The 16,405-nt window shown below is 73.4% G+C and carries 16 protein-coding genes; 5 read left to right on the plus strand and 11 right to left on the minus strand.

The window, feature by feature from the left end; translation table 11 throughout:
- Nucleotides 1-15: 15 nt before the first annotated feature.
- The 7 genes from AB0G52_RS25165 to AB0G52_RS25195 form a co-directional block, all read right to left on the minus strand.
- Nucleotides 16-498, minus strand: coding sequence for an ATP-binding protein (locus AB0G52_RS25165; protein WP_361338804.1), 483 nt, complete (start codon nucleotides 496-498; stop codon nucleotides 16-18).
- Between the two features lie 104 nt (nucleotides 499-602).
- Nucleotides 603-1,523, minus strand: coding sequence for an MEDS domain-containing protein (locus tag AB0G52_RS25170; protein ID WP_132891218.1), 921 nt, complete (start codon nucleotides 1,521-1,523; stop codon nucleotides 603-605).
- A 15-nt stretch (nucleotides 1,524-1,538) separates the two neighbouring features.
- Nucleotides 1,539-3,857, minus strand: a complete 2,319-nt coding sequence (locus tag AB0G52_RS25175) for a LuxR C-terminal-related transcriptional regulator (protein WP_361338807.1) — start codon at nucleotides 3,855-3,857, stop codon at nucleotides 1,539-1,541.
- A 122-nt stretch (nucleotides 3,858-3,979) separates the two neighbouring features.
- A complete protein-coding gene (locus tag AB0G52_RS25180; protein WP_361338814.1) occupies nucleotides 3,980-4,606 on the minus strand; it encodes a hypothetical protein in 627 nt (208 codons plus the stop codon).
- An 80-nt stretch (nucleotides 4,607-4,686) separates the two neighbouring features.
- Entirely contained in the window at nucleotides 4,687-5,115 is a 429-nt protein-coding gene (locus tag AB0G52_RS25185; protein ID WP_132891220.1) for a RidA family protein, read from the minus strand.
- Nucleotides 5,112-5,879, minus strand: coding sequence for an IclR family transcriptional regulator (locus AB0G52_RS25190; RefSeq protein WP_132891221.1), 768 nt, complete (start codon nucleotides 5,877-5,879; stop codon nucleotides 5,112-5,114). Before AB0G52_RS25190 ends, AB0G52_RS25185 begins: the two co-directional genes overlap by 4 nt.
- Nucleotides 5,876-6,973 (minus strand): sugar kinase, encoded by a 1,098-nt coding sequence (locus tag AB0G52_RS25195; protein ID WP_361338818.1) that lies wholly within the window; start codon nucleotides 6,971-6,973, stop codon nucleotides 5,876-5,878. The genes AB0G52_RS25190 and AB0G52_RS25195 overlap by 4 nt, the downstream gene beginning before the upstream one ends.
- A gap of 145 nt (nucleotides 6,974-7,118) precedes the next feature.
- On the opposite strand from AB0G52_RS25195, the gene AB0G52_RS25200 reads away from it, so the two are divergent.
- Nucleotides 7,119-8,396, plus strand: a complete 1,278-nt coding sequence (locus AB0G52_RS25200) for an alanine racemase (RefSeq protein WP_361338820.1) — start codon at nucleotides 7,119-7,121, stop codon at nucleotides 8,394-8,396.
- Between the two features lie 8 nt (nucleotides 8,397-8,404).
- On the plus strand, nucleotides 8,405-10,015 hold the full coding sequence (locus AB0G52_RS25205; RefSeq protein WP_361338822.1) for a D-aminoacylase: 1,611 nt from the start codon (nucleotides 8,405-8,407) through the stop codon (nucleotides 10,013-10,015).
- 55 nt (nucleotides 10,016-10,070) lie between these two features.
- Here AB0G52_RS25205 and AB0G52_RS25210 read toward each other — a convergent pair whose 3' ends face one another.
- Both AB0G52_RS25210 and AB0G52_RS25215 read right to left on the minus strand, forming a co-directional pair.
- Entirely contained in the window at nucleotides 10,071-10,898 is an 828-nt protein-coding gene (locus AB0G52_RS25210) for a serine protease (protein ID WP_132891224.1), read from the minus strand.
- Between the two features lie 189 nt (nucleotides 10,899-11,087).
- Nucleotides 11,088-11,732: a hypothetical protein gene (locus tag AB0G52_RS25215; RefSeq protein WP_361338824.1), complete on the minus strand. Its 645-nt coding sequence runs from the start codon at nucleotides 11,730-11,732 to the stop codon at nucleotides 11,088-11,090.
- A gap of 158 nt (nucleotides 11,733-11,890) precedes the next feature.
- Here AB0G52_RS25215 and AB0G52_RS25220 point away from each other — a divergent pair, with 158 nt between their 5' ends.
- Both AB0G52_RS25220 and AB0G52_RS25225 read left to right on the plus strand, forming a co-directional pair.
- Nucleotides 11,891-13,102 carry a pyridoxal phosphate-dependent aminotransferase gene (locus AB0G52_RS25220; protein ID WP_132891226.1) on the plus strand — a complete coding sequence of 404 codons (1,212 nt, stop codon included), beginning with the start codon at nucleotides 11,891-11,893 and terminating at the stop codon, nucleotides 13,100-13,102.
- Between the two features lie 89 nt (nucleotides 13,103-13,191).
- Nucleotides 13,192-13,599, plus strand: coding sequence for a hypothetical protein (locus AB0G52_RS25225; RefSeq protein WP_132891227.1), 408 nt, complete (start codon nucleotides 13,192-13,194; stop codon nucleotides 13,597-13,599).
- Nucleotides 13,600-13,679: 80 nt separating this feature from the next.
- On the opposite strand, the gene AB0G52_RS25230 is transcribed toward AB0G52_RS25225, so the two are convergent.
- Nucleotides 13,680-13,859 (minus strand): hypothetical protein, encoded by a 180-nt coding sequence (locus AB0G52_RS25230; protein ID WP_132891228.1) that lies wholly within the window; start codon nucleotides 13,857-13,859, stop codon nucleotides 13,680-13,682.
- 83 nt (nucleotides 13,860-13,942) lie between these two features.
- On the opposite strand from AB0G52_RS25230, the gene AB0G52_RS25235 reads away from it, so the two are divergent.
- Nucleotides 13,943-14,398 carry a hypothetical protein gene (locus AB0G52_RS25235; protein ID WP_361338926.1) on the plus strand — a complete coding sequence of 152 codons (456 nt, stop codon included), beginning with the start codon at nucleotides 13,943-13,945 and terminating at the stop codon, nucleotides 14,396-14,398.
- Nucleotides 14,399-14,571: 173 nt separating this feature from the next.
- Here the strand turns inward: AB0G52_RS25235 and AB0G52_RS25240 are convergent, their stop codons facing one another.
- On the minus strand, nucleotides 14,572-16,395 hold the full coding sequence (locus AB0G52_RS25240) for a phosphoenolpyruvate carboxykinase (GTP) (protein WP_361338828.1): 1,824 nt from the start codon (nucleotides 16,393-16,395) through the stop codon (nucleotides 14,572-14,574).
- Nucleotides 16,396-16,405 lie beyond the last annotated feature (10 nt).

Raw genomic sequence — 16,405 nt, forward strand, 5'->3', positions numbered from 1 at the left:
CGGCCCGCGGGGGCGCTACGGCTGCCGCCGGCCGCAGCCGTCGCACCCGCAGGTGCCGAGCTCGAACCACACGGTCTTGCCCGGCCCGTCCTGGTGGCAGCCCCAGCGCCGGGCGAGCGCGTCCACCAGGTACATCCCCCTGCCGCCCTCCGCGAGGCCCGCGTCCAGGACCCGCGGGGGGCGGCGGTCCTCGTCGGTGACCTCGCAGCGCAGCAGTCCGTGCGAGGCCGACAGGGTGAGCCGGAACCGGCTCGCCGCATGGCACAGCGCGTTCGCCGCCAGCTCGCCGGCCAGCAGCTCGCACACGTACGCCACGTCGTCCTGGTCGGCCAGCCCCCACTCCTCCAGCTGCCGCCGCACCGCCGCCCGCGCGTCGCCCGCCGCCGTCGGACGCGGCTCGTACTCGACACTCAGATGACCGGCCCGGGTCGGTGGCTGCGGATACGCGGCGTACGGGGGGCCGGTGTCCGGGAGCCGGCCACCGAAGGGTTGCAGCATGCCCTCCAGCGTGCCGGTGACCGGCTCCCCGCACAGGGGGAGGAATACCTGATCGGGTACCCGCGTACGGGGAGCCCCGGCAGTACGCGCGTACGGCGTCCCGCTCACGCGTACTGGACGCGGATCCTCGCCCCGTCGCCCATCACCCCGTCCCGCACGTCGACGTACGCGCACACCTGGCGGGTGAACCACAGCCCCTGCCCGGGCTCCGGGTCCCCGCTGCCCGGCGGCACGAACCCGGCCAGCGGATCCGCCACGGCCCGGCACAGCCGCAGCTCGCAGACGCAGCCCGGGGCCTCGCCCCAGGCGAGGAACTCGATGACGGGCCCGTACGCCTCGGCCGCCTCGGCCACCGCCCGCGTGAACAGCTCCGCCTCCGCGGGCGCGAGCCCCTGCCCGGCGGCCCAGTCCCGCACCCCCTCCACCGCCGTCAGCCGGACGGCCGACCGCGGGGACGGCGCCAACGGCACGGCGTCCAACTCCTTCACCAGTACCTCCGGTTGCTCGTACACCCCGGTGCCGGGGTGGGCACGGCGGGCCGCGTCGACCACGGCGTCGCCGGCCGTCCGGGTGTCGTACGCGCACATGGCCGTGGTGGCGAAGGGGGCGAACAGCAGGTTCGCGAGGGACTCGTAGCGGATCCACTCGGCGCTCTCCCGGACCGAACGGCCCGCGCGTCCCGCCCAGTCGGGCTCCATGAGCAGGTGGACGCGGCCGCCGGGTCCGGCGTTCGCCGCGAGGAAACCGGCGCCCTGTGCCACGGCGTTGGCGGCCGTGCCGGTGTACCAGTCGGTGTGGTCGATGAAACCGATGCCCTTGGCGTCGGTGCCGAGCGCGTCGCGCAGGACGGCCAGGTGGGCCGGTGCGGCGATGGCGACCGGCGGCGGCTCGTCCGGCGCGGCCAGGCCCTCGGCGAGGAACGGCAGGGCGGCCGCGAGGAACGCGTCGTCCGAGCCGAAGACGGCCATCCGGTGGTCGAACCGCCCCTGGGCCGCGGCGGGGCGGGCGCTCGTACTGCTGCTCATCAGGTCTCCTGTGCGTCAGCGCCGGGCGGTCACCCAGGCGGCGATCTGGCTGCGGTTGCGGAAGCCGAGCTTGCCGAGGATGCGTTCCACGTGGCCCTCGGCGGTACGGCGGGCGATCACCAGGCGGTCGGCGATCTGCTGGTTGCCGAGCCCCTCGGCGACGAGTTCGGCGACCTCGGTCTCCCGGCGCGTGAGCCGGACCGGAGCCGCCCCCGGCTCCGGGCGCGTCCGGGGCCCCGGCGGCCGCTCGTCCAGCGCGTAGGCCACGATCTCCGCCAGGGCCGACGCGCCGCCCCTGCCGTACGCGGCCTCGAACCCGTCCGCCCCGAGGGCGGCCCTCGCGTGCTCCTCGCAGGCGCGGCGGGCCGAGTTGAGGGCGGTGGAGCCCCAGCGGTCGCGGTCGATGTCGGACCAGACACGGTCGGCGCCGCCGAGGAGTACGGCGGTGCGCTCGGCGGCGCCCAGTGCGTCGGCGATCCTCGCGAGCAGGTCCAGGGTCAGCCCGATGCCGATCACGTCGTGGACGTCGAGTTTGCGGCGCAGTGCCTCGCGGGCGTGCGGCTCGGCCCGGCGCCAGTCGGCGCGGACGGCGTGGGCGAGGGCGAGGATGCGCAGCACGTAGGAGCGGACCCAGTCCTCGTCGTGCGCCTCGCACAGCCGCAGGGCCCGCTCGCAGACGGCGACGGCCCGCTCCGCGCCGCCCAGGAAGGCGTGCGCACAGGCGAGTTCGACCAGGTCCAGGCCGTGCAGGCTGAGGTGCTGGCCGGGTACGGGACCCCGGGCGACGGTGGTCTCGAAGTGGGCGCGGGCGGCGGGCAGGTCGTCGGCGAACAGCTGTACGACACCGATCACGTAGTCGGCGTGGGCGGCCTCCGCCGGGTCGCCGAGCCGCTCGGCGAGGGCGCGGGCCTCGCGGGCCCGGCGCAGGCCCCGGGTGAGGTCCTCGGGGCTGCCGGCGAGCAGGGCGGAGACCCAGAGGGCACGGGCGCGTTCGGGGGTCGGCTCGGGGTTGGCTTCGAGGGCGCGGTCGAGCCAGTAGCGGCCCTCGCGCGGGGCGCCGCAGGCGTGCCAGTAGAACCAGAGGGTGCCCGCGAGCCGCAGCCCGGCGTGGGCCCGGCCGGGGGTGGCGAGGCTGAAGTCGAGGGCGGCGCGCAGGTTGTCCTGGTCGGCGCGGAGCCGGGCGACGGTCTCCCGCTGGCCGGGCCCGAACCAGGCCGCCTCGCAGGCGTCCGCGTGCTCCTGGACCCGGTTCAGGTGCCGGAGCCGGGCGGCTGCCTCCTCGCCGGGGCGTTCCCGGAGCCGGTCGAGGCCGTACTGGCGGAGGGTGTCGAGGAGCCGGTAGCGGGCGGCGCCGCCGGCCGGGGCCTCCTCCCGGGTGAGGACGGACTTGTCGACCAGTCCGGCCACGGCTTCCAGGACGTCCGGCGGGCGCAGGTCGTGACAGACGGCTTCGGCCGTCTCCAGGTCGAAGCCGCCGGCCAGCACCGAGAGCCGCGCCCACGCCGTCCGCTCGGGACCGGTGCACAGCTCATGGCTCCAGTCGACGGCCGCGCGCAGCGTCTGGTGGCGGGGCAGGGCCGCGGGGCTGCCGGCGGTCAGCAGCCGGTAGCGGTCGTCGAGGCGGGCGAGGAGCTGGTCGAGGCCGAGGACGCGCATCCGGACGGCGGCGAGTTCGATGGCGAGGGGCAGCCCGTCGAGGCGACGGCACAGCCGGGCGGCGGCGGCCCGGTTGGCGGGGGTGAGCCGGAAGCCGGGGAGTACGGCGGCGGCGCGGTCGGCGAAGAGGGCGAGGGCGGGGTGGGAGCCGGGCGCCGAGAGGTCGCCGTCCGGGTCGGGGACCGCCAGCGGCCGTACTTCGAGGAGGTGTTCCTCGGTGAGCCCGAGGCGGTGCCGGCTGGTGGCGAGGACCCGGACGGCGGTGGTGCCGTGCAGCAGGGCGGCGGCGAGACCGGCGCAGGCGGCGAGCAGATGCTCGCAGTTGTCCACGACGAGCAGCAGGCGGCGGTCGCGCAGCCGCGCCACCAGCGCGTCCAGGGGCGGCCGGGCGGAGTGGTCGTGCAGTCCGAGGGCGTCGGCCGCGGCCAGCGGGACGAGTTCCGGGTCGCGCAGGCCGGCGAGGGCGACGTGGCGGACGCCGTCGGGGAAGGCGCGGGCGACCCGGGCCGCGATGTGCGTGGCGAGCCGGGTCTTGCCCACGCCGCCGGGGCCGGTGAGCGTGACGAGGCGGGCCTTCGCCAGCAGTTCCCGTCCGGCGGCCTGTTCGTCCCGCCGGTCGACGAAGCTGGTCGTCTCGACCGGCAGGTGACAGCCCCCGCTCGGCGCCGGTCCGCCCATGATCAGCGAGCCCTCCTCTCGGCCGTGGGTCCACGGTGCCGTGGCGGGCCGAGGAGGGACAGGCGGGGGTCACGCCGCCGAGTGCACTTCGGGAAGGCCCGGGTCCCTGGACTGCGGGTGGGCTATAGTGCGGCGCTCGCCTCCGCGCCGTCCGCGCCGTCCGTGCCGTCCCCGCCGTCCGTGCCGTCTTCGCCGTCCGTGCCGTCCTCGAAGTACGCGTCCAGGACGGCGTCCAGCTGTTGCTCCCACTCCGGGAAGCGGGAGCGGGACGTCGCCTCGATCTCGATGGGGTACCAGCGGCGGTCCGGGGTGTGGACGGTGATCGTGAAGCGCTTGCCGAAGCGCGGTGTCTCGGTCTCGACCGCGCCGATCTCGTCCCAGCGGAACTCGCACTTCTCCTCGTCGAGGCTGAGCCGCACACCGGTCGCGTCGGCCACTATCCGCGCACGGCGGTCGGCGGCCTCGAAGACGGGCCCGTCGGCGGCCGCCCCGGCCCCCTCGCCGTCCTCGGCCGCGGCCTCCTCGGCCGCGTCCCCGGCTTCCGCGGCCGGTGCGGCCGACTCGACGACGGTACCGGCCCCGGCCTCGCCGGCCTCGGCGTCCGCCGCCTCGACGGCCGTCGCCGGCGCGTCCTGCGGTTCCGCGTCCTGCGGCCGGGCGGGCGCGGGTGAGGTGAGCCCGGGGATGAAGGCCGGGTCGAATCCGGCACCCTCCAGGGGCTGGCTGTTGGCTCCTATGCGCTGCTCCACAGCGGGCAGTATGGTCGAAGAACCTGTGCCGGACACAGTCGACCCCAACTTCGTTATGAGACGCCTACCCGAACAGGCCGTCAGGACGCCGGGGCCGGTGAGTCGAGCACGGCCAGCGCGTCGATCTCGATCAGCAGCCCCGGGGGCAGGCCGACGTACACCGTCGTGCGCGCCGGGTAGGCCTGGGTGAGGCCCTGCTCGTCGAAGTAGCGGTCGTAGATCTCGTTCAGCTCGGCGAAGTGGCCGACGTCCGTCAGGTAGACGCGCATCATCATCACGTCGTCCCAGCAGGCGCCGCCCTCCTCCAGGATCGCCTTGACGTTGGCGAGGGTCTGCAGGGTCTGCTCGCGCAGGGTCGGGCCGGCCGGGGTCGGGGGCCGGCCCTCCTCGGCGGGCAGGAAGCCGACCTGGCCGGCGACCTGGAGGAGGTTGCCCTTGCGGACGCCGTGCGAGAACTTCGCGGGCGGGGTGGTGTGGGTCTTCGGGGTGAGGGCGGTCTTCTCGGTCATCGGTTGCCGGCTTCCTTGATCGGGGTCCTGCCTGAGTACTCGCCGCTGATCGCGTCCGCCGTACGGCGGACCTGCGGGAGCAGGGTGAGGAGGTCGTCGGCGGTGACGACGACGTTGGGCGCGGAGACCGACAGCGCGGCGACGACGCGCCCGTCGGCGCCGCGCACCGGTGCGGCCACGCAGTTGATGGACTCCTCGTGGCCGCCGAGGTCGGTGGCCCAGCCCTGTTCGCGCACCGCGGCGAGCTCCCTGAGGAACGCCTCCGCGTTCGGTGTCGAACGGGCCGTGTACATGGGGTAGTCGAGCCGGTCGGCGAGGGCCCGCCGCTCCGGCTCGGGCAGGTCGGCGATGAGCAGCTTCGCCACGGCGGCGACGGTGATGGCGACCGGCTTGCCGATCCGGGAGTACATGCGCACCGGGTAGCGGCTCTCGACCTTGTCGATGTAGAGGACCTCGCCCTCCTCCAGGACGGCGAGGTGCACGGTGTGTCCGCAGGCGTCGTTGAGGCGGGCCAGGTGGGGGTGGGCGATCTCGCGGACGTCGAGGTTCTCCATGGCCTCCTGGGCGAGCGCGAAGAGGCGGGCGCCGAGGCGGTAGCGCTGGTCGGACTGGCGGTAGACCAGGCCGTGTTCGTGGAGGGTGCGCAGCAGCCGCAGCGCGGTCGACTTGTGCACGCCGAGGCGGTCGGCGACCTGGCCGAGGTCGGCGGGGCCCTCCGCCAGCAGGGGCAGGATGCTGAGCGCTCGGTCGACGGTCTGGCTCATGGGGTGCGTCCCTCCTCTTCGGCCGCTGCGGCCCGCGTCCAGCCGGGGCCGAGTCGAAGTGTCCCCCAGGCGGGGGCGCCGAGAGCGGTCAGCCGGTCGGCGGTGTCGCGGTCGGGGGGCGGGGCGAGGTCGGCGGGGCTGGTGAGGGCGGCGGCGGCGAACAGGTGACCGAGCCTGAGCGTCTGCCCGACCGGAAGGCCGCGCAGGATGCCGGAGAGAAAACCGGCGGCGAAGGCATCACCGGCGCCGACGGTTGCCACGACGTCGACGGCGGGGGCGGGTTCGAAGGTGGGCCGGGGCGTGAAGCGCCCCGGAAGGGGCGCGGGGAACCGCTCGCCCAGCCCCCACGCACCCGCGGCCGACACGAAAGCCGTCGCCCCCGCACCTCCCTGCTTCACCACCAGCACCCCTGGCTCCGGCAGCAGCTCCCTGACCCCGGCCGGCCCTCCCGTCACCCCCCACGCCTGCTCCGCCTCGTCCTCCCCCACGAACACGATGTCGGCCCGGCGTGCCAGCTCCAGCAGCACATCCGCGCCGCCCGAGCCGGTCCACAGCCCCGCCCGGAAGTTCACGTCGAACGACACCACCGGCGTTCGTTCCCCGGTGGGAGCCGTCAGTTCGCGCAGCAGTCCCAGGCACTCCCGGGACAGCGCGGCCGTGATCCCCGACAGGTGCAGGACCCGGCCCGCACGCACCGCGGCCGGATCCACCGTCCGCACCGACATCGCGGACGCGGCCGACCCCGCCCGGTAGTAGGCCACCTCGTGCGCGTCCGTGGCCCGGTCCCCCGCCGTGCGGAAGTACACCCCGGTCGGGCGCACCGGGTCACGGCCCACGTGGGAGACGTCGACGCCGTGCGACGCGACCGTCGCCACGAGGTGGTCGCCGAACCCGTCCGCGCCGACCCGGCTGACCCACCGCACGGTGTGTCCGGCGGCGGCCAGCGCGCAGGCCACGTTGGACTCGGCGCCGCCGATGGCACGGTCGAAGGACGGTACGTCCGCGAGCCGCCCCGGCCGGCCGGGCAGGAAGGTGACCATGGACTCGCCGAGCGCGACGACATCCACGACGTCAACGCCGTCCGTGGCCTTCACGATGGTGGGGGCTCCTCGTCGTCTCGGGTCGTCTCGGGTCGCCGCGGGCTCCGTTGACCCGGCGTCGGCGTGGATGTTAGACAGCGACAAGCGCTCTACGCAATGAGCGTTGCGGAGAACGCAACCACCTGATCAGGGAGGCACCGTGTCCCTCGACACCGGCACCGACGCACTCGCCCGGCTCGCGGAGGAACGCGTCGACCACCGTTTCAAGGGTCTCCCGCCGGACGCCGAGGGCCACACCGTCGGCGAGCTGGCCGCCCAGCGCCGCAACCTCTTCTCCGACGGCTTCACGACCCCGGTACTGGCGCTGTCCGCCGAGCACCTGGAGCACAACCTCGCGCTCATGGAGGCGTACACGGCACGGCACGGCCTCGCCTTCGCGCCGCACGGCAAGACCTCCATGGCACCCCAGCTGTTCCGTCGCCAGGTCGAGCGCGGGGCGTGGGGCATCACCCTGGCCATGCCGCACCAGGTGCGGGTGGCGCGGGCCTTCGGCACCCGCCGGGTCTTCCTCGCCAATGAACTCGTGGACGCCCCGGCGCTCCGCTGGATCGCCGCGGAGCTGGCCCGGGACGAGCAGTTCGGCTTCGTCTGCTACGTCGACTCCGTGCGCGGGGTCGCGCTGATGGACGCGGCGCTGCGGGGGACCGGGCGCCGCGTGGACGTCGTCGTCGAACTGGCCGCCGGGGAGGGGGCCCGTACCGGCGTGCGCACCGCCGAGGAGTGCGCGGCGGTCGCCGACGCGGTGGCCGCGACCGGCACGCTGCGGCTGGTGGGGGTGGCCGGGTACGAGGGCGAGGTCCCGCGGGCGGACCCGGACCGGGTGCGCGCCTATGTGCGCCGCCTGGTCGCGCTCGCCGCCGGCTTCGACGCGGCGGGACGGTTCGCGGGGCTCTCGGAGATCGTGGTCAGCGCGGGCGGCAGCGCCTGGTTCGACGTGGTGGCGGAGGTCTTCGCGGAGATCCCCGAACTCTCCCTCCCGGTGCTGAAGTTGCTCCGCTCGGGCGCGTACGTCTCGCACGACGACGGCCACTACCGCGAGCTCACCCCCTTCAACCGCGTCCCCGAGGAGGGCGCGCTGGAGCCGGCCTTCCGGCTCTGGGCGCAGGTCGTCTCCCGCCCCTCCCCCGGGCAGGCCTTCGCCAACGCGGGCAAGCGGGACGCCGCCCACGACCTCCACCTGCCGTCCGCCCGGGTGGTCCGCCGGGGCGGTGTCCGGCGTCCGGCGACGGGCATCACGGTGACCGGGCTGTCCGACCAGCACACCTGGCTGGAGACGACCCCGGAGGCGGACCTGGAGGTCGGGGACTGGATCGGGCTCGGCCTGTCCCACCCCTGCACCTCGTTCGACAAGTGGCAGCTGCTCCCGGTCGCCGAGGCGGACGGGACGGTCGTCGACTACATCCGTACGTTCTTCTAGGAGGGGCCGTGGAGGACCTGGTCATCCGGGACGCGGACGTCGTCGACGGCAGCGGCGAGCCCTCCTACCGCGCGGACGTGGTCGTCGACGACGGCAGGATCGTGTCGATCGTCAAGGAGGCCGCGGCGGCCGGCTGCCAGCGTCCCCGCGCCGTGCGCGAGCTGGACGCGGAGGGCCTGGTGCTGTCCCCCGGGTTCGTCGACATGCACGCGCACAGCGATCTGGCCCTGCTGCGCGACCCCGACCACAGCGCCAAGGCCGCGCAGGGGGTGACCCTGGAGGTGCTCGGCCAGGACGGGCTGTCGTACGCGCCGGTCGACGACCGCACCCTGGCGGAGGTCCGCCGGGCGATCGCCGGCTGGCACGGCCACGGCGACGACCTCGACTTCGACTGGCGGTCCGTGGGCGAGTACCTGGACCGCCTCGACCGGGGGATCGCGGTGAACGCGGCGTACCTGGTCCCCCAGGGCACGGTCCGGGCGCTCGTCGTCGGCTGGGAGGACCGCGCGGCGACCCCCGCCGAACTGGACCGGATGCGCCGGCTGGTCGCCGAGGGCCTGGAACAGGGCGCGGTCGGCCTGTCCTCCGGGCTCACCTACACCCCGGGCATGTACGCCCCGGACGCCGAACTGACCGCGCTGTGCCGGGTGGTGGCGGAGTACGGCGGCTACTACTGCCCGCACCACCGCTCCTACGGCGCGGGCGCCCTGGACGCCTACGCGGAGATGGTGGCCCTGGCCCGGGAGGCGGGCTGCCCGCTGCACCTGGCCCACGCCACCATGAACTTCGCCGTGAACGAGGGCCGGGCACCCGAGCTGCTGTCCCTCCTCGACGAGGCCCTCGCCGCGGGCGCCGACATCACCCTGGACACCTACCCGTACACCCCCGGCAGCACGACCCTCGCGGCGCTGCTGCCGGGCTGGGCGAACGAGGGCGGCCCGGAGGCGGCCCTGGCCCGGCTGGCGGACGACGACACGTCCGAACGGATCCGCCACCACCTGGAGGACATCGGCTCCGACGGCTGCCACGGCGTGCCCGTCGAGTGGGACACGATCGAGATCTCGGGCGTCGCCGACCCCGGGCTGGCCGAGTTCGTCGGCCGCACGGTCGAGGAGTCGGCGCGGCGGCGCGGTGAGAGCCCCTGGGCGACGGCCCGCCACCTGCTCCTGGCGGACCGGCTGGCCCCTTCCGTGCTCCAGCACGTCGGCCACGAGGAGAACGTCCGCACGATCATGCGCCACCGGGCCCACACCGGCGGCTCGGACGGCATCCTCCAGGGCGCCAAGCCCCACCCCCGGGCGTACGGCACGTTCCCGCACTACCTCGGCCACTACGTGCGGGAGTTGGGCGTCCTCTCCCTGGAGGAGTGCGTCGCCCACCTCACGTCCCGCCCCGCGGCCCGGCTGCGCCTGCCGGACCGCGGCCTGATCCGCGAGGGCTACCGGGCCGACCTTGTCCTCTTCGACCCGCGGACGGTGGCGGCGGGCGCGACGTTCGAGAACCCGCGCCACCTGCCGACGGGCATCCCCCACGTCCTGGTCGACGGCCGCTTCGTGATCGAGGACGGCCGCAGAACCGGCGAACTGGCGGGACGAGCGGTACGCAGAGCGCCCCTTTAGGGGCGCGAGGAACTGCGCGACCAGCCCCCACCCGCCGGTAGCCGAGATACAACCCCTACGGTTTCGGCAACGTGCACCCGCTCGCGCTCAGGTTCAGCACGTTCCCCGTCGTGAAGCACGCCGGGATGTTGTACGTCTCCTCGGCGTAGTTGATCCCCTGGCGGACCGTCACCGTCCCGTTCGCGTCCACCTCGCACGGGTTGTCGACGGTGCACCGCTCCCCGTCCTCGTTGCCGGTGTTGTTGACGGCGACGACCTGCCCGGTGCTGGTGTCGATCACCGGCGACCCCGAGGTCCCCCCGATCGTGTTGCACGCGGAGGTGTAGCGGACCGAGTCCTTCCAGGTCCAGTCGCCCTCCTTCAGCCGGTACACGAACCCGTCGATGTTGCAGCTGTAGATCGTCTTCCAGTACCCGGAGACGACCTTGATGGCGGTGCCGGCGACGGGGTGGGTGCTGCTGACGGTCAGCGGGCTGATGCCGTAGGAGTTCTTGATCGCCGCGTACGTCGTGGTGGTGCGGTAGATCGTGACGTCCGTGTCGGTCATCGTCGAGTAGACGACCTGGTTGGCGCGGAGCGTGGCCACCTTCGTGCCGGAGGAGTTGAGCAGGCCGAAGGTACGGCTGGAGGACTGGCCGGTGATGACCTCGCCGGGGTCGGGGAAGCCGGTCTCCAGGCAGTGGCCGTTGGTGAGGACCAGGGCCGGGTCGCTGTCCGCGGAGTTCGGGAAGCGGATGACGGAGCCGGAGCAGTTGCTGAGCGAGACGGTGCCGGCGAAGTTGACGGTCACCGCCGCGGCCTGCCGGGGAGCGGCGACCGCGGGTGCCGTGCCGATCCCGGTGATGGCCAGGGAGGCGAGCGCGGCGACGAGAGGCTTGTTCATGTGGGGTCCCCTCTGTACGACGAGGTGACCGGAGATCTTCCGGCCACCCGCTTTTTTGTCATGCGCATTCTCAATGCGCGCGCACGCGGGGGCAAGGAGTCGTTTCCGGAACGGCCGTGGCGGATTTCCGCCCGTGACAACGGCTGGGGCAAGCGGTACGCACTCCGCGGGCCGGCCCCCGGTCGCGCCTCAGTGGGACCGGCCGCCGCCCCTCCCGTGGCCCCACCCGTGCCCCCCGTAGCCGGGGGACGCGGTCGGGGTCGCGCCGGTGGGGGATGGCGTGGGCGCGGGACGCGCGCCGGGGGTGGTGCCGGCCCCCGGCGCGGGGACCGTGGCCGAGGGCGCCGCGGTGGCCGTGGGCGCTCCCGCCGCCGACGTGGCGGCTCCGGCCGACGGCGTCACCGCGGCGGGCGCGGCCGACTCCGGTGACGGCGCGGCGGACGTGACCGCCGGGCTCGCCCCCTGCGCCGGGGCGGACGACGCGGCCGGCGCACGCTCCGTACGGTCCTGTTCGCCGTGCGTGCCGCCGCCGGAGGAGGACGAGGTCAGGGCGACGCCTGCGAGCAGCGCGGCCACGGACGCGGCGCCGATCGCCCCGACGGCCGCCGCCCTGCGTCGCGGCCGTCGGCCGGCTGCCGCCCGGCGCCGCTCCGCCCGGCCCGGCGGCGGTGCGGCCGGCGCGACCCTGGGCAGCTCGCGTGTCTCGTCGTAGGCGTTGAGCCAGCCGTGCGCGGACGCCGGATCCGGGTACTCCTCGTACACCGGGGCCGGCTCGCCCTGGGGCTGGTAGACGCTGGGCGCCCCCGTCTCGTCGTTCTCGGCAGGTCTCGGCATGGACGCGGATTGTAGGGAGAGCAGGCTGCTTTGAGACAGCTACCGGCGATAACAGGCCAAAGCGCCGCCTTCCGAGGTGTCCCCCATGTCCCTCGTCCGTGTCTCACGTGGTGGGAAACACGGCCCGGCGGGCGTTACCGGGCCGTAAGCTCACCGACATGCAGGTGATCCAGTCGACCAAGCTCGCCAATGTCTGTTACGAGATCCGCGGCCCGGTTCTCGAGGAGGCGATGCGGCTTGAGGCGGCGGGACACCGCATCCTCAAGCTGAACACCGGGAACCCCGCCGCCTTCGGCTTCGAGTGCCCGCCGGAGATCCTGGAGGACATCCTCCGCAACGTCTCCACCGCGCACGGCTACGGCGACGCCAAGGGCCTGCTGGCCGCCCGCCGGGCGGTCGTCATGCACAACCAGACCATCGGCATCGAGACCGACGTCGAGCACGTCTTCATCGGCAACGGCGTCTCCGAGCTGATCGTGATGGCGATGCAGGGGCTGCTCGACGACGGCGACGAGGTGCTCGTACCGGCGCCGGACTACCCGCTGTGGACCGCCGCCGTCTCGCTCTCCGGCGGCACGGCCGTGCACTACCGCTGCGACGAGCAGGCGGACTGGATGCCGGACCTCGCCGACATCGAGCGCAAGGTCACCGACCGCACCAGGGCGATCGTCATCATCAACCCGAACAACCCGACGGGCGCGGTGTACGACGAGGCGATGCTGAAGGGCCTGACCGACATCGCCCGCCGGCACAACCTGCTGGTCTGCTCGGACGAGATCTACGACAAGATCCTCTACGACGGTGCCACCCACACGCCGACCGCCGCCGTCGCCCCCGACCTGCTCACACTCACCTTCAACGGCATGTCCAAGGCGTACCGGGTGGCGGGCTACCGAGTCGGCTGGATGTCCGTCTCCGGGCCCCGCGCGCACGCCGACTCCTACCTGGAGGGTCTGACGATCCTCGCGAACATGCGGCTGTGCGCCAACATGCCGGGGCAGCACGGGGTGGTGGCCGCGCTCAGCGGCCGGCAGTCCATCAAGGACCTGGTCCTGCCGGGCGGGCGACTGAAGGAGCAGGTGGACCTCGCCTACGACCTGCTCACCCAGATCCCGGGCGTGAGCTGCGTACGCCCCAAGGGCGCCCTCTACCTCTTCCCGCGCCTCGACCCGCAGGTCTTCAAGATCAAGGACGACCGGCAGATGGTCCTGGACCTGCTGCGGCAGGAGAAGATCATGGTCGTCCAGGGCAGCGGGTTCAACTGGCCGGAGCCGGACCACTTCCGGGTGGTGACCCTGCCGTCGGTCGGCGACCTGCGGGACGCGATCACCAGGATCGGACGGTTCCTGGAGGGGTACGGCCAGCCGTAGCCACCGGACCACCGTCCGTGAACCGGGTCAACTTTAGACGAGATCTAAGCTAGGATGGCTTCCTGACAGGACACAGGAGGCCATCTCCCATGTATGAGCCGATCCGCAGCAAGTCGGTGCACAGCACGATGGCCGACACACCCTCGGACTTCCCGCACCGCACCCGCGAGGAGGAGCTGGACATCCAGCTCGCGGGACACCTCGCGGCACTGCTCGCCGTCACGGACGAGCTGCGTGCCCTCACGCCGTCCGCCGACCTCGACGCCGCCGCGACCCGGCTGGCCGAGCAGGTGACCCGGCTGCGGGGCGGACGCACCCCGGCCCGCACGGCCCAGACGGCGGGCCGGCGGCCCGCCGCGCTGCACGAGCGCGCCCACGCACTGGCGGGCCGCGCCCTGGTGGTCGCCGCCTCCCGGGCGGACACCGCGGCGGCGATCCTCGCGGCGGAGCGCATGGACGCGCACACGGCGGCGGCGGAACTCACGACGGCGGGCTGACCCCCGTACCGCGCCGCCCCTCGAACGGCCCCGGTCCGCGCGCACAGAAGCGGCGCGCGGACCGGGTTGCCACCTCGTCCTCAGAACCAGAAGACGACCAGCAGGACCAGGATCACCGCCGCCGCCACCAGCCACCAGATCCACACATGCCGGTGCCCGGTGACCGGCCGGTCCTCGGGACCGCCGCCGCGCGGACGGTCCTCCGCCAGGCTCGGGTTCTCCGGTCGGTCCTGGCTGTAGAAGTCGTCACCCTGCGCCATGCGCTCACCAACTCCTCTCTGGACGGACCGAGTACCCGGCGGGCCGCCCGCCTACCACGGACGGAAGTTCTGATTCCGGTTGCATACCGGGATCGGCCGGTCACCGCCCGTTCAGTGCGGCGGGGCCCTACTGGCCGGTGGTGGCGGGCCCGTACGGCGCGGGCGCGCTCGTCGCCCCGCCGGAGCGTCCGCCGCTGCCGGACTTCCCGACACTCTCGGCGCGGTTAGGCGCGGTGCGCGAGGACTTCGGCAAGCCGGCCGGATACCTGGCCGAGGTGGACCTGCCGCCGACCGCGACGGAGGGCGTGCACACCCTGTCCCGGATCGTTCGCCAGGACCTCCCGGAGGCGGTCGACAGCTTCGTACGGACGCGGTGGTGGACGCGTCTGACGCCGGGCCAGAAGCCGCCGGAACGGCACCTGGAACGCCAGCTCACCGTCCTCAGGGAGGAGGCGGAGCACCTGGCGTCGGCCTTGCGGGACGCCGAGGTCAGACGCCAGGAGACGCATACCCGCCACCTGGAGGAGAGGGGCGGCTGAGGAAACAGGCGAAGGCCTGCCGCCCCCGGCTCCGTCGGGGCGGACGGAGCCGGGTGGCGGCAGGCCTGTCGGCCGCACACGCCGTTGTGCGCGGCCTCGCCGGTTCACACCGCGGCCGGTCGTGACGATCGCTGGTCAGGGCACATCCGGACCGGCCGCGGAGTCTTGCGGGCTCAGCCCAGGCGTTCGACCAGCGCCCGGTACTCGTCCCACAGCTCCTTCGGGGTGTGCTCGCCGAAGGTGTTGAGGTGGTCCGGGACCAGCGAGGCCTCCTCGCGCCAGACCTCCTTGTCGACGGTCAGCAGGAAGTCGAGGTCGCTGTCGGACAGGTCGAGCCCGTCGGTGTCGAGGGCGTCGCGGGTGGGCAGCACGCCGATCGGCGTCTCCACACCGTCCGCCTTGCCGTCCAGCCGCTCCACGATCCACTTCAGGACCCGGGAGTTCTCGCCGAAGCCGGGCCAGACGAACTTGCCCTCGTCGTCCTTGCGGAACCAGTTGACGTAGTAGATCTTCGGCAGCTTGGACTGGTCCTTGTCCTTGGCCACGTCGATCCAGTGGGCCATGTAGTCGCCCATGTTGTAGCCGCAGAACGGCAGCATCGCGAACGGGTCGCGGCGCAGTTCGCCGACCTTGCCCTCGGCGGCGGCGGTCTTCTCGGAGGCCACGTTGGCGCCGAGGAAGACGCCGTGGTTCCAGTCGAAGGACTCCGTCACCAGCGGGACCGCGCTGGCACGGCGGCCGCCGAAGAGGATCGCCGAGATCGGCACGCCCTTGGGGTCCTCCCACTCCGGCGCGATGATCGGGCACTGCGCGGCGGGCACGGTGAAGCGGGCGTTGGGGTGGGCGGCCGGGGTCTCGGAGTCCGGCGTCCAGTCGTTGCCCTTCCAGTCGGTCAGGTGGGCCGGGAGCTCCTCCGTCATGCCCTCCCACCAGACGTCGTCGTCGTCGGTGAGCGCGACGTTCGTGAAGACCGCGTTGCCCCACAGCGTCTTCATGGCGTTGGCGTTGGTGTGCTCACCGGTGCCGGGCGCGACACCGAAGAAGCCGGCCTCGGGGTTGATCGCGTAGAGGCGGCCGTCCTCGCCGAACCGCATCCAGGCGATGTCGTCGCCGATCGTCTCCACGGTCCAGCCGGAGACGGTGGGCTCCAGCATGGCGAGGTTGGTCTTGCCGCAGGCGCTCGGGAAGGCGGCGGCGACGTACTTGGACTCGCCCTGGGGAGGGGTGAGCTTGAGGATCAGCATGTGCTCGGCCAGCCAGCCCTCGTCGCGCGCCATGACGGAGGCGATGCGCAGGGCGTAGCACTTCTTGCCGAGCAGGGCGTTGCCGCCGTAGCCGGAGCCGTACGACCAGATCTCGCGCGACTCGGGGAAGTGCGAGATGTACTTGGTGCTGTTGCAGGGCCACGGGACGTCGTCCTGGCCCGGCTCCAGCGGGGCGCCGAGGGTGTGCACGGCCTTCACGAAGAAGCCGTCGTCGCCGAGTTCGTCGAGGACCGCCTGGCCCATGCGCGTCATGGTGCGCATGGAGACCGCGACGTACGCGGAGTCGGTGATCTCGACGCCGAGCGCGGAGAGCGGAGAGCCGAGCGGGCCCATGCAGAACGGGACGACGTACATCGTCCGGCCCCTCATCGAGCCGCGGAACAGGCCCTTCTCACCGGAGAAGATCTCGCGCATCTCGGCGGGATCCTTCCAGTGGTTGGTCGGGCCCGCGTCCTTCTCCTGCTCGGAGCAGATGAACGTGCGGTCCTCGACCCGGGCGACATCGGTCGGGTCGGAGGCCGCGTAGTACGAGTGGGGGCGCTTGATCGGGTCGAGCTTCTTGAAGGTGCCCTTCGCCACGAGCTCCTCTGCCAGTCGCTCGTACTCGGCCTCGGATCCGTCACACCAGACCACGCTGTCCGGCTGGGTCAGTTCGGCGATCTCGTTGACCCACGAGATCAGTTCCTGATGGTGGGTGGGGATGACGGGGGGAGCCGCGATGTCGCGCGCCACGATTGCTCCT

This window comes from Streptomyces sp. NPDC021562, from assembly GCF_040640875.1.
Classification (GTDB): domain Bacteria; phylum Actinomycetota; class Actinomycetes; order Streptomycetales; family Streptomycetaceae; genus Streptomyces.